The sequence below is a fragment of the Buttiauxella sp. A111 genome (assembly GCF_014189855.1).
GTDB classification, from domain to species: domain Bacteria; phylum Pseudomonadota; class Gammaproteobacteria; order Enterobacterales; family Enterobacteriaceae; genus Buttiauxella; species Buttiauxella selenatireducens.
In genome coordinates, this window is record NZ_BJFN01000003.1 from 350917 (window position 1) to 364565 (window position 13649).

Genomic DNA, 13649 nt, shown 5'->3' on the forward strand with positions numbered 1-13649 from the left:
AACCGCTAAAATTCTTAGAGCATTTCACCCTTCCGCGAGCCGCTCTCCCGTCTGCGCATCAAACAGATGAACCGCTTCACTGTTGGCTTCCAGATACAAAGTCTGGTCGCGACTGGCACGAATACGCCCCGCGAACTGAACATGCAGTGGGAAACCGCTCCAGTCGATGTGCAGCAAACTGCTCTCACCGGTGACTTCCAGTAAGCGCAACGTTGCTGCAGGCAACTCACTTTGCGCGACGGGTTTCAAATCGTGCGGACGCAGTCCAAGCGTCACGGGTTCGCCTTCATGGCTGTTTGCCTTGCGCGCCCATTTCTCCGGAAGCCGGAACCACAACTGATTGCAGGCCACGCCCGGTTTTCCGTCGATATTCTGGAATACGCCTTTAAGCAAATTCATTGGCGGCGAACCGATAAACCGGGCCACAAAAGTGTTCGCCGGCCTGTCGTAAATCGACAATGGGTCGCCCTGCTGCACGATAAAACCGTCTTTCATCACCACGATGTTATCGGCAAGCGTCATCGCCTCGATCTGATCGTGCGTCACGTACACCGTGGTGGTACGAAACTGCTGATGCAGCGATTTAATTTCCGCCCGCAGTTCCATGCGCAGTTGCGCATCAAGGTTTGACAGCGGCTCATCGAACAGAAAGACTTTTGGGTTACGCACCAGCGCACGCCCCATCGCCACACGCTGGCGCTGGCCGCCGGATAAATCTTTCGGCAAGCGTTTTAGCAGATTGCCAATGCCCAGCACGGTCGCCGCCTGCTGCACTTTCGCCTCTTGTTCGGCTTTGGGCACTTTCTTCACCTGCATGTGGAAGGCCATATTCTCGGCAACCGTCAGGTGCGGATAGAGCGCATAACTTTGAAACACCATCGCGATATCACGGTCGGCAGGGTCGAAATCATTGATTTGCTGCTTATCGAGCAAAATATCACCGTCGGTCAGTGACTCCAGCCCGGCCAGCAAGCGCAGCAACGTCGATTTTCCACACCCTGACGGGCCGACCAGCACGGTGAAGCTGCCGTCCGGAATGGTGAGATTCAGGGGTTTTAGCACCTGCACTTTGCCGTAATTCTTGGCGACATTTACCAGTTCAACCAGAGCCATTCAGGTCTTCTCCACGAGGCCAAAAAGTGATTGCCAGTCAGGATAACGGCGCGGGGAACTGCTGATCGCACACCCCGCCACGCGCACACCCCATTTCAGCGCCGTGGCGAGGGGTAGCCCATAGATCAACGCGGATAAAAAACCGGCATTGAAGCTGTCCCCGGCACCAATGGTGTCGACCACCTCAACCGGCTGCCCAGGCTGATGCAGTGCAAGATTCGCCGCCCATAAACGCGCCCCATCCGGCCCACACTTCACAACGCAAAATGCATTATTTGACATTTTTGCCAGCAAGCGGCGCGCGGCCTCATCAAGCTGAGAAGTATCAGCCAGTCCCAGGGTTTCGACTTCATTGAGCAGCAGTGCATCACAAAACGGCAGCCATGTTGCGGTTTGCTCACGCAGGGCATTGCTCCAGTCCTGCGGTGGCCAGCCGCTGTCGACGGCAACGAAATATCCGCGATCTTTTAGTGCTGCCAACAATTGTGGGTATTCGGCATACAGCGCAGTACACAGCCAGGTTCCGCACAGTAACACCCAGTCGCCAGGCTGTGCGGTTTCAGGGATCTGCGCCAGAACATCCTGCATAGAAAGACGGACAATGTGTCCCTGGTTACTGAAAAAGGTGCGCTCGTGGTCGGGATGCGTCACGCCAAACGTCAGCGACGTTTCGCACTCATAGGTTGGCCAGTGTGGTGCACTTTCAGGAAACAGGCTCGCCAGCCAAAAGGTGAACTGATCGTTACCTTGATTGGCGACTAAACGGTAAGGCGAGTCCAGTGCCGCCAGCGCCAGTGCGCAATTTCCAGCGGACCCCCCCGGGCGCAGAGAACTGCTTTCAAGCATCGCTTCGGTGCCTTTTTTCGGCCATTCACGCAGCGTACTCATGATTAAATCCACATTAATATTGCCCACCACGTACAGGGTGGCGCGGGTTTCTGGTTTCTTCATTATTTTGCATTTCCCATGATGCTGGCATTCATCCTTTACTGCCGCCGGCGGTGAGCCCGCTCACCAGCGTTTTTTGCAGCCAAAGAGCAATAAACAGCGGCGGAATAGCCGCAAGAATACCGACGGCGGCAATCAGGCCGTCATCGGTGGCACGCCCGGCGGTGAAACCCGCAATCGTGACCGGTAATGTCTGGGCGTTAATATTGTTAGTAAATAGCAGCGCGTAGAAAAACTCATCCCAGGCCAGCAACCAGCCGAACATGGCCGAAGCGCCGAGTGCGGGTTTTGCCAACGGCAAAGTTATCCTCAGTAAAACCTGCCAGTAGCGCAACCCGTCAAGACGCGCAGCCTGCTCAATATCAATGGGCAGAGCATCAAACTGGTTTTTCAGCATCCAGGTCAGGAACGGAATGATCATCGAGCAATACACCAGAATCAGCCCAATGTGCGTGTTGAGCAGCGCCAGCTTTTCCAGAATAAAGTACAGCGGCAGCACGAACGCCACCGGAGGCACCATGTAAATCGCAAGTCCACCAAACAGCCAGATATCGCGCCCAGGATAGCGTGAAAAACTGTACGCCGCAGGTATAGCCAGCAGCAACGAAATCAGCGTGGCACCGCAGGCCACCAGCAAGCTGTTGCCAAGGGCATGCAGGAACAAAGCCCCCGGTTGCCCCGCTTCCAGGGTCAACAGACTGGCATAGCGACTGAAATCCCACTGGCGCGGCAGCCACTCCAGCGGAACGCGGGTCAAATCCTCCGCTGAACTGACGCTCATCAGAAACATCCAGAACAACGGCGCCAGAATAGACACGGCAAGAAGTGCTGCGGCAACATAGCGCAGAATAAGCCGGATTCTCTGTTTCATTCGATGCCCCCCGAACGACGCTGGCGTAACAACATCACCATATAAATCAGAATCAGTACGGCACAAATCAGCGTCATGAGTATCGCGTAAGCGGCCCCGCTTCCGGCGCGCAGATAGCTGAAAGATTCCTGGTAGACAAAGAAACTCACCGTTTTGGTACTGTCCAGCGGCCCACCACGGGTCATCACGTAGATGATGTCGAAAACTTTAAACGCGTCGATAGTGCGTAAAATCAGCGCAACAGCCAGCGGGGCGGCAATCGCCGGGAAGGTGATTTTGCGAAAACGACGGAAGGCCGATGCCCCGTCCAGGCGTGCAGCCTCATATAAATCGTCCGGGATGGTCTGTAACGCGGCCAGGACCAGCAGTGTGACCAGCGGATAGTTCTTCCAGATATCAGCGAACATCACCGCATTAATGGCGGACGACGGGTCGCCAAGCCAACTGCGATAGTTATCAATCACCCCTGACTGAGTTAACAAGGCATTGATGCTGCCGTAATCCGGGTTGAAATTCAGCCGCCACATGGTGGCATTGACGATAGTCGGCAGCGCCCAGGGTAAAATAACCAGCACTCGCAGCACGCTACGTCCCCAAAACTGCTGGTTGAGCAACAGCGCCGTCAGCACGCCAATAATGCCTTCGAAAATCACCGAAACCGCGGTGAAGTACAGCGTTCGCCAGAGTGCCTCGCGAAAGTCGGGGTCCGTCAGCGCATAGAGAAAGTTTTCGCTCCCCACCCAGCCTGGTGCTGTGCCATCGCCAATCAAACCCGCATCGGTAAAACTGAGCCACAGCGTGCGCACGAGCGGCCAGGCGGTCAGCAAAAACATCATGATCAGCATGGGTGCGAGTAGCAGCCAGGCTTGACGTTTCTCTCGTTGGCGTAAAGTCAGCATATAAATTCCCTGCCCGTCATCGTTCACCCATGACGGGCGTGTTGGCTTTTAAAAAACCTAGCGCAAACGATCGGCGGCGGCTGTGGCTGTGGCCATCCCCTCTTTCGCCGGGGTTTTCCCCTGCAAAACGGCCTGGATGTTTTGCTGCAATATATTCGACAAACGGGAGTAATCCGCCGTCACCGGGCGAGAGAGCATCACGTTCAACGAGGTTTTCGCAGCGGCAATCAGCGGCTCCTGACCTTTCTGTACGGCCGGATCGTCATAGGACGATTTCCAGATGGGCAGGCTCAGTTTGGCGTATTTATCCTGAACCGGCTGTGAGGTCATGTAGCTGATGTATTCCCACGCCTGATCCGGGTGCGCGCTGGCTTTAGCGATGCCCAGGCCCATCGAACCGTTCACACCAGACGCACCGCCTGCGGTTTCACTCGGGGCTGGGATCACGCCAACATCACCCGCGACTTTGCTCTGTTTCGGGTCGTTCGCCATGTTGTACATGTACGTCCAGTTCAGCGCGAAAGCCGCATCACCGTTGGAGAAGGACTTGCGCACGTCCTCTTCCAGATATTCGCGGGAGTTCGGGTTGGTCAGCCCTTTATCCAGCGTCTGTTTCATGTAATCGATAGCTTTCATTGAACCCGCATTGGTGAAGTTCAGCTTACCGTCTTGATAGAACTCACCTTTAAACGCCGACACCAGCGTCGTGTAGTCGCACAACAACGCTTCAGACTGCGACCAACTCCAGACCAGCGGGTATTTCACAATGCCTTTTTCTTTCAGGATCGCTGACTGCTTCTCAACATCAGCCCAGGTGGCGGGTGGCGTGGTGATCCCCGCTTTTGCCAGCATCGCTTTGTTGTAATACAGATATTTGGTATCGAGGATCCACGGCATCCCCCAACGTTTGTCTTTGTAGGTCACGGTGGAGATCGCACCGTCAAAAATTTTGCTGCTCACGTCAGCAGGGATACGGGTCGTCACGTCCTGCAACAGGCCAAACTTGTTAAATTCCGCAGGCCAAATGGCGTCAAAAAGCACCACGTCATAACCTTTGTCCCCCGCCCCTCGCGCCGCGACAATTTTGTCGTGCAGGGCTTCGTATGGGACAAACTCCAGATTCACTTTGATATCCGGATGCTGTTTGGTGAAGTCGGCGGTCATCGCGCGGATATCCGCTTCGCTGTATGCGGCCTGAGTCATAAACAGCGCACTGAGCGTAGTTTCAGCAAGCGCGCTGGCGGTGTATCCCATCGTGAGTACAGAGAGGGCGCACAAGGTGGCCGCAGGGGTAAATCGTAGGCTCATCGTCATTCTCCGAAACAGGGTTAAGTTGATTAAATCAATTTGATTGCTTTAATTGACTAAAAAAAATGGCCCGGCCTTGAAGCCAGCCCTGCGTCCCTGCCGAATGATGTATTGCTACTGGAGTGGTAAAAGCAAAACCGAAAAGCTTCATAATGAATAGTAACTGGCGAACATCATTAACATGGCAATAACATTCAAAGCTGTGATGCCACCGTCAAATTCAATTCATTGTATTTCTACCCTAAATAATTCGAGTTGCAGGACTAAAACGCCAGTGCGTTTTTGAACAGCGCTTGCGCTGGCCCCGAAGGGGCGAGGCCACAGGCCGAGTAACGCGGCCAGGGAGCAAATCCCCGGGAGCTTACTTAAGTAAGTGACTGGGGTTTGTGAGTGCAGCCAACACCCCTGCAGCTCGAAGTATTTAGGGTATATAAAATCAATTTGATTGCTATATTACTGACATGGTTTCGCCACTGGATACATGGCCATGATAACCACTTCTGGCACCAATCTTGAACACGCCCGCGCCCACAATCGTCGGGTCGTCATTGAAGCTATCCGCCTCAACGGGGAACTCACCCGCGCTGAAATCGCCCGACTCACGTCACTCACGCCCCAAACGGTGTCCAACATCGCGACCGAACTCGAACAGTCAGGCATTTTGTCCTCACACCTGCCGCGTCGTGAGGGCGGGCGTGGCCAACCCGCAACGCCACTGACACTCAATCCTGATAGCGCCTATTCCATCGGCATCCATCTTGATCACCAATCGCTGCTGGTTGTGCTGGTCGATCTCACCGGGCAGGTCCGCTTTCGCAAACTTGTCCATGTGCAGAAACCTCAGCCAGAACCCACGCTTGCCCTTATCGATCACATACAGCAAGAAATGCGCCAACAGGTGAAAATCGACTGGCGAAAAATATTAGGCATCGGTGTCGTCATGCCCGGCCCCTTTGGGGTTGAAGGTATCTCCTCGCAAGGGCCAACCACGCTCCACGGCTGGGATAATGTCGATATCGAAGCGCGTTTAAGTGCGTTAACCGGGTGGCCGGTGACGCTGGAAAATGACGCCACGGTCGCCGCCATTGGCGAACGTTTTCACGGTGTCGCCAGGCAATTATCCTCATTCGTTTATCTGTATATCGGCACGGGCCTGGGGGCGGGGATCTTTACCGATGGGCGGATTTACACCGGGCATGCACACAATGCGGGCGAAATCGGCCATATGGTGGTGCAACCGGGCGGCCGTGACTGCTATTGCGGAAATAAAGGCTGCCTGGAACGCTATGTGTCGTTACAGGCGGCGTACGAAGCCTGTGATCTCGACCCGATGACGGCCATGCCTGAAGATTTATTGAATGTCGATGAAACGCAAATCGAGAGTTGGCTGGATACCGCCGTCGAACCCGCATGCCAGGCGATTAATATTATGGAGTGTGTGTTCGATGCGCAGTGCGTGATTATCGGGGGGATGATGCCGCAACCGCTGGTTGAAAAGCTGATTAACCGCCTGACACCGCTGTATAATTCCGTGCGCAGCCGGTATCCGAAAGCGGCCAGAATTCGCATTGGCATGTCCGGCAGCGATACGCCCGCATTAGGTGCCGCCGCTTTACCGATATTCGATGAATTTAACCCGCAATATGAAGTCCTGCTGAAATAGCGGCGCGGAATAGCAGGATATATAAATATGCGGGGAGCAGTGGCAGTCCGCCCGCCCCCTGCACCGTTTCTGTCTATCAACCCTCTGGCATAGCCGAAGAATGGTGCGTAGAGATTTTCCACTCTTTGCCATCCCACGCGTAGGTGAAGGTATAACGCGCTGAAACAGTAGACTTATCGGCGAAAGTAAACGTGTAGGTGCCGGTATCTATAGCCTTATTACAGCCCAGGCGAATGGTACGGGTGTCTATTTTCCCGGTCGGTTTCTTCGCGAGGAAGTGCTCAAAATAATCAATGCGTTCCGCGTCAGTTAAACGCGCCTGGTTAGAGACAGTTGGCAGCAAAACCGCATCGCTGAGGTAGTTCTCAGAAACCGTCTTCGCATTCCCGGTTTTCAGAGACTCGTTCCACTTATCAAACAAACCTTCTATTTGAGCTTTATCGACCTTCACACATTCGGGCGCAGGTGTGGATGCAGGTGCAGCAAAGACAGAACCGGAAAGTAGCGTGAGCGAAACGGCAAAACCAATGAGTTTATTCATTTTAATCTTTCCACTATGAATTTACCTAAAATAGGTATGTCATTAAAAACGTTAATGAAAAAAGCAAATTAAATATAATTAGCTGCATGCACTTAATGTGATAATTGGAGAAACCAAGAAGGGAAAAAAATATTTAATACGATGAAATAATTATGAAATCTAGAAAAACCGCCACGCGAACAGCGAACTCATATCTTCTTTATTGTAGCTCATCATTTTATTTGAAGCCTCGACGAAGAGGGTTTCTTCATCGAGGCTTCAATAACAAGCTTCGCCCATTGAGTTACTTAAACTGCCCGATTTGCTTGCGGATATGATGCTGCAACACCGCCAGCATACTGGCACCAGACAGACCAATCATCAGCGCGCCATTCACCGCTTCCAGCGGGCCCAGCAGTTTCCACTGAGGACTCATGACGATATCCCCATAACCCAGCGTGGCGAAGTTAACGCCTGAGTGGTAAACGGCTTCTTTCAGCGTGGAGAATTCCCCCAGCCACAGGAACAACATTCCCCAAAGCAAAATCTGTAGCAAGTTCCCCATCAGAACGATAATGATGATACCAAACAGCGCCAATACCCCCGCGAACATCCCTTCTCGTTGGTGAAAGCGTTTGATGTAAAAACGAATACAGCCGATAGACACCCACGACTGCAACAGCATATTTAGCAGGATGACCGGCATCCCCGTCAGTAAAACCAGCAACATATTACTCTCCTGGGGTGGCTTCCACCGCGGGCTGGCCACTCGGGTGCCAGCGTTCAATAATCACAACACATGCCCAACCATAGAGGGCAACCGCAACATATAAAGAGCAACGCATGGCGGATGCCAACCAGACGTCTTTACCCGCAGCGCTATCCTGAATCGCCGGGCCAAACAAGATGAGACAAGTGACCCAGGCATTACTCCAGAAAGAAGGTGTGAACCGGTTCGCCACTAGCCGCACCATGCGTCGGGCAACCCACAAACTGACCAGTGCCAGCCACAGCACCAGCATCAGTAGCGACGGCCAGATACTCAGCCCGAACCACATCACCACCGCCAGCACCGCCCCCATCAGCGTCGAAAATACCAGCTCTCGCCCCACCTGCTTTGCAGCCAGCGTGTTGGTTTGCTGCGCCAGCATCACGGTCTTCATCACCGCCGGGATATAGAAAGCGGGGTTGCTCAAGGCCAGAAGCCAGACCGGCAACACAATCAGTACCGCGCGTAAGGCCAGTTGATGTGGAGAGTCAGGTGGAAGCGACACTTTCGTCGCCGCAGCCGGTGTGGGATGCGGAGGAAAGAGCGCCAGCGCAAATCGGTTAACCACCGTGCCGATAATAATGCCGAGGCCCATCATCTGAGCGATCCCAATAGCGAGTGACTGTTCAATAAGACCCGCAATCGGAATAATGGTGACAGCCGTTATCAGCAGCATCGCCTGAGTGCCTTTTCCCGCCAGCCCCATCAACATCAGCAGATAAAGCAGCAAGCCGGTGAACAGTAGTGCAGGCAGCGGATAATGCGTCAGTAAGGGCACCATCAACACCCCGCCAATCATGGTCGCCATCAGCACGATGCCAACCACGATCCCTTTTTTGATCGGTAACGGTTTGCCCTGACACAGCACAATCCAGGCCATGATGCACCCCAGATGGGGCATCGGTAGCGCAAGTCCAAAACAGACCAACGCCGCAATGGCTGTTCCGAAGCCTATCCTCAGTACCGCGCGATCTCCGTTATGCATGGTGCAGCACCTTAGTAGATATACGAGAACAGGCTCATCAACCGGATGTAGATGCTACCTAAAAAGCTCATCAGGCCACTGCCGTTCGCGTACACCAGCACATCGGCTTGCCCGCCCACCCGTAAACCTTCGGCTGGGGGGAAGTCATCTTTTGAAAACGCAATCTTCACCGGGAAACGCTGTGCCTGACGCAACCAATCGCGGTTATTGTCGACCGTTGGCAGCACGCCCGCTGGCTGGCTTTGGGAGGCACTGATGCCATAACCGATACTGCGCACCTGCCCTGTGAAGATATGGCCGGGCATGCTGTCGAGCAGAATGGCCACTTCAGCACCAGGCTTCACGTTGCCAATGTTGTTCTCGGTCATGTCTGCGCTAATCCAGACATCGTTAATCGCCACCAGCGTCATCACCGGTGCGCCAGCCCCGAGGAACTGACCAATATCAGTGCGCAAATCCGTCACCAGGCCACGATTGGTGGCAACGACGACGGTATTTTTCCTGTCCAACTCGGCTTTATGTACCGCTGAACGCGCACTCAGAAGCTGGGAGTTGTTTTCACCCGCAAGGCCTGCCGCTTCAGTGGCACGGCGTACATCAGCCGCTGCGGCGGCCATCGAGCTACGCGCGGTTTCACGTGTGGCTTGCGCGACTTCAAGACGACGAACTGAAATCGTACCGGGGTCTTCCCGATACAGACGCTCCTGGCGTTCAGCATCTTTGGCCGCATTCTGATAAGCGGCTGTCGCCGCCTGCAAACCGGCTTTGGCGGCAACAATCGTTTCAGAGTTTGCCTTGACCGAGCTCAGAACCGTTTCATAATCCGAGCGCGCTTTTGACAGTGCGATGTCGTAAGGCTCCGGATCAAGTTCGAACAGCCGATCGCCAGGTTCCACCCGTTGATTGTCCTTCACATACACTTTCTGGATCTGGCCTGAGACTTCTGCGGATATTGGGATCACAAATGCCTGAATTCTGGCCTGTGAGGTATAGGGCGTGAGCCTGTCGGCCGCTAAATACCAGCAGAGCAGTAAAACGATCACGGCGAGGAGCGTTAATACGCCGCGACGACTGGCTTTTCCCGCCGGGGATGAGGGTTCGGTCATTGCTGTTTACCTTCTTTAAGATCGGTTGCTGCTGGCAGAGGAGCATCAAGCAACGGGATCCAGTCATCCCGCTCACGTAAATGGGCATCGGTTTCTTTGTCTACCAACGGACGCTGACGCCCTTTCTCCCAGCCACCACCCAGTGCTTTGTAGAGCGTAATCAGATCGCGCATCAGTGCGCCCCGGCTGTTCACCAGACGTTCTTGTTGATTGAACAACGCTCTTTGCGAATCCAGTACGCGCTGGAAGTCAGCCATCCCCTCGCGATATTGCGTATTGGCAATATCCAGAGAACGGTTAGCCGCCTCCCCAGTTTGGGTCAGCAACTCGATTTCATCTTTGCCATTGGCGTAAGCGGTGGCCGCATCGTCGACTTCACGCGCGGCCTGGAACACGGCATCCCGATAGCGTTCATGCAGTTGCAGGAATCGAGCGTCTTGTACCAGCACCTGATTACCGAGCCGCCCTTGATCGAGCAGATTCCAACTGAAGGTCGGCCCTGCAGCCCAGGATAACGAGTTGCTGCCGCCATTGCGTCCGCTGATCCCGACGCTGCCGATAAGCGAAATTGAAGGATAGAGTTCGGCTTCTGCGACACCAATAAGTGCCGACTGAGCAGCCAGCTGGCGTTCGGCGACGCGCACATCAGGTCGACGACGTAACAAGTCGGCGGGCAGCTCTGACACCAACGACAAATTGCCTTGCGGAAGCTCGCCTGTATTCGTCGCCATTTCTGGCAGCGGCCCTGGTTTTCGTGCCAGCAGCACGCTCAACGCGTTTTGACTCTGGCGAAGACTGGTTTCAAGCTGAGGGATACTGGAGAGCGTCGACAAGTATTGGGTTTTCGCTTGTTGCACATCCAGTTCGGCACTGTTGCCGCTCAGGAACAATTTCTCGGTAATCTCGAGGCTTCGCCGCTGAATTTTGGCGTTGCTGCGCGTAATGTCCAGGCGCGCTTCTAGCGTGCGGATACTCACATAAATCTGCGCCACCTGTGCAGCCATCAGCACTTGAATATCATCGTACTGAGCAAGCGTTGCGAAGTAACTCGCATCGGCCGATTCAACACCGCGCTGGAATTTGCCCCAAAAATCAATTTCCCAGCCCAGATTGAAGCCTGCGCCATAGTTGGTGCTTGAAATGTAACGGTTGTCACGGTGCTGGCCGCCAGTAATCACCTCACCACTTCCGATGGTTGCCTGCGGGCCAAGTAAGCTTTCAGCAATCCCCAGTTGGGCGCGTGATTCCAACAGACGCAGCCCCGCAATCTTCACGTCAGGGTTTTTGCGTAAAGCTTCATTGATAAGCGCCGTCAGCGTTGGATCGTTGAGTTGAATCCACCACTGATCGTAGTTTTGCGAGGATGTCCGGGAAGAGATACCCTGGGTTGATGGCTGCCACTGGGTCATTTCCGGAACTTTTGGGGCCTTATAATCAGGCCCCAGAACAGTACATGCGGACAACACCAGGCAGGCGCCCCCTGTAAACAGGAAGCGCCCAAAAAAGCTGTCATTGAGCATCTTTTCCGCTCGCCGCCAGGCCATCTGGACCCTGGTTGACCCAGGCCATGAAGATACGATAACCGATGGAAAGCAACGTCGCCCCGACGAACATACCCAGAATACCGCTGGCTGCCATACCGCCCAGAGCGCCTAACAGCACCACAGGCATCGGCGCATCTACACCGCGTCCCAGCAGCAAAGGTTTAAGCACGTTATCGGCCATACCCGCAATCAGCAGCAGCACGGTAAAGACGATATTCATCACCATTCCGTGATCGCCCGTCATCCACATAATGGCAATAGCCGGAGCCGTGACCAGGATAACCGGCACCTGAGCGATACCCAAAATCAGCGCCAGAACAAAGAAGATGCCCACAGCAGGAATGCCCGCTACGGCCATGACAATACCCGCCAACAGTGCCTGAATGAAGGCGACCCCGATAACCCCCATCGCAACGGCACGAATGGTGCCGGTACACAGTTTGGTCAACGCCAGGCCTCTTTGTGTATCGGTGATGCGTATGGCGATGCGATCGGCGCTCAGTGCACCAGCCGCTCCCCAGGCCATCATGATCCCGGCCACGATGAAGGAGAAGACAAAACCGAGCAATCCACCGCCCATACTCGCCAGCACACCAACGACCTGTTTAGCGATGTCCCCCAGCTGTGGACGATAGCTGCTGATAAGACCTGGTAAATCAGTCGAAGCCTTGAGCCACAAAACGTACACTTTCCCACCCACTACCGGAATCGAGGCAATGTGAGCAGAAGGTGCCGGGATAACCAGGCTATCGCTGCTGACCCTTTCCACAAGGTGGCTTACGCTATCACCCAGTGAAGAGAGCATGGCGATAGTTGGCAACACGATTAATACGATGCCGAGCAGCACCAGTACCGTGGCAGCCAAACCTTGTTTGCCACCCATTCGAGATGCAAAACGCTGATGCAAAGGATACAAAGTGACCGCCAAAATAAGCGCCCACAGCAACATATTCATGAAAGGTGAAAGGACGGTAAAACAGAAAGACCCTAGTCCCAGGATAAGAACAAGCTTGATGAACATATCCAGAAATCTGGCAACCAGTCTTTTCTCGACGACGGTGGATAGTTCGTTATTTTCCATGATGAGGTTATTCCAATTAATAGTGACCACGTAGTTATCCTGACCTGGCACAATAAAGGCAGGCCAGCGGATAGCTGGTATTGCATTAAAATAGGCGAGCGATTATTTCAGTGATAGGAATGAACTCAATACTCATTGAATTCATTCCACTATTTCCATGATAGAACAAACAGGCACACTTGCAAAGAATGGGTAGTACGGAAGGAGTGAATAGTTTAATACCTAAAAACAAACACAAAAAACCATTCAATATAATCGTGATTTTGTTTTTACATAGTATTTATAACTGCACTAAAGGTAATTAATCAGAATTAAAATCTACAAACAGCCATTTTTTATTAGCATGTGTTATGTAAGCAGTTGTAATGCTTTCGAACCGGAAAAAATACCACTAAATAATGAGAGAGATAGCATTTACAGCCCAGCACACGCCTGCGTTATATGCTTTACAACCCCTGATGACTTCGCTCTACGGGAGTAGAAAATTGGTCAACTCATACAAAGCCAAACGATAGAAACACTTACGTTATTCCGTTAGCACGGTAATTAAAAATCACCACTGAAGTGTAAAAAAACACAATGTGTTTCTTATTTTTAAATAAACATTAATTATCTGGAATAAAATTAATTTATTACTCGGGCTTTACGCCCGGCAATGACAATAAAAACTGTCAAACTGATTTATTCTTGATGAGGGATGCCCCTCACGCAAATCCACCCTACAACAGTTTTCCTTTGACTGGTTAGCGTCCCGCTCACAAAGTCATTAGAAACTAGCTTATCGACGCTTAACGACTTAAACGGCATTGAGAAATGTCTATTTGTTTATTTTTAAACAATAA

12 protein-coding genes are annotated in these 13649 nt (G+C 53.1%); 1 reads left to right on the forward strand and 11 read right to left on the reverse strand.

What is annotated here, in order from left to right; genetic code table 11:
* Positions 1-24: 24 nt before the first annotated feature.
* Genes BSPA111_RS10960 through BSPA111_RS10980 form a run of 5 tightly spaced genes read right to left on the reverse strand, consistent with a single transcriptional unit; the run spans position 25 to position 5139 of the window.
* Entirely contained in the window at positions 25-1113 is a 1089-nt protein-coding gene (locus tag BSPA111_RS10960; RefSeq protein ID WP_183271189.1) for an ABC transporter ATP-binding protein, read from the reverse strand.
* A complete protein-coding gene (locus tag BSPA111_RS10965; RefSeq protein WP_183271190.1) occupies positions 1114-2064 on the reverse strand; it encodes a carbohydrate kinase family protein in 951 nt (316 codons plus the stop codon).
* A 28-nt stretch (positions 2065-2092) separates the two neighbouring features.
* Positions 2093-2932 (reverse strand): carbohydrate ABC transporter permease, encoded by an 840-nt coding sequence (locus tag BSPA111_RS10970; protein ID WP_183271191.1) that lies wholly within the window; start codon positions 2930-2932, stop codon positions 2093-2095.
* Positions 2929-3831, reverse strand: coding sequence for a carbohydrate ABC transporter permease (locus BSPA111_RS10975; protein ID WP_183271192.1), 903 nt, complete (start codon positions 3829-3831; stop codon positions 2929-2931). Before BSPA111_RS10975 ends, BSPA111_RS10970 begins: the two co-directional genes overlap by 4 nt.
* A 57-nt stretch (positions 3832-3888) precedes the next feature.
* The gene (locus BSPA111_RS10980) at positions 3889-5139 is read right to left on the reverse strand and encodes an extracellular solute-binding protein (protein ID WP_183271193.1); all 1251 of its coding nucleotides are present in this window, start codon (positions 5137-5139) and stop codon (positions 3889-3891) included.
* A gap of 487 nt (positions 5140-5626) precedes the next feature.
* Between BSPA111_RS10980 and BSPA111_RS10985 the strand changes: the two genes are divergently transcribed.
* Positions 5627-6802: an ROK family transcriptional regulator gene (locus BSPA111_RS10985; protein WP_183271194.1), complete on the forward strand. Its 1176-nt coding sequence runs from the start codon at positions 5627-5629 to the stop codon at positions 6800-6802.
* 76 nt (positions 6803-6878) lie between these two features.
* Here the strand turns inward: BSPA111_RS10985 and BSPA111_RS10990 are convergent, their stop codons facing one another.
* From BSPA111_RS10990 to BSPA111_RS11015, 6 genes are all read right to left on the reverse strand, one after another.
* Positions 6879-7343 carry an SgcJ/EcaC family oxidoreductase gene (locus BSPA111_RS10990; protein ID WP_183271195.1) on the reverse strand — a complete coding sequence of 155 codons (465 nt, stop codon included), beginning with the start codon at positions 7341-7343 and terminating at the stop codon, positions 6879-6881.
* Positions 7344-7626: 283 nt separating this feature from the next.
* Complete coding sequence (locus tag BSPA111_RS10995; protein WP_183271196.1) at positions 7627-8052, reverse strand: ion channel; 426 nt, start codon at positions 8050-8052, stop codon at positions 7627-7629.
* 1 nt (position 8053) lies between these two features.
* Positions 8054-9076, reverse strand: coding sequence for a DUF2955 domain-containing protein (locus BSPA111_RS11000; RefSeq protein WP_183271197.1), 1023 nt, complete (start codon positions 9074-9076; stop codon positions 8054-8056).
* Between the two features lie 11 nt (positions 9077-9087).
* Entirely contained in the window at positions 9088-10182 is a 1095-nt protein-coding gene (locus tag BSPA111_RS11005) for an HlyD family secretion protein (protein WP_183271198.1), read from the reverse strand.
* Positions 10179-11726, reverse strand: coding sequence for an efflux transporter outer membrane subunit (locus BSPA111_RS11010; RefSeq protein WP_255459261.1), 1548 nt, complete (start codon positions 11724-11726; stop codon positions 10179-10181). The genes BSPA111_RS11005 and BSPA111_RS11010 overlap by 4 nt, the downstream gene beginning before the upstream one ends.
* Positions 11692-12807 carry an AI-2E family transporter gene (locus tag BSPA111_RS11015; RefSeq protein ID WP_183271441.1) on the reverse strand — a complete coding sequence of 372 codons (1116 nt, stop codon included), beginning with the start codon at positions 12805-12807 and terminating at the stop codon, positions 11692-11694. Before BSPA111_RS11015 ends, BSPA111_RS11010 begins: the two co-directional genes overlap by 35 nt.
* Positions 12808-13649 lie beyond the last annotated feature (842 nt).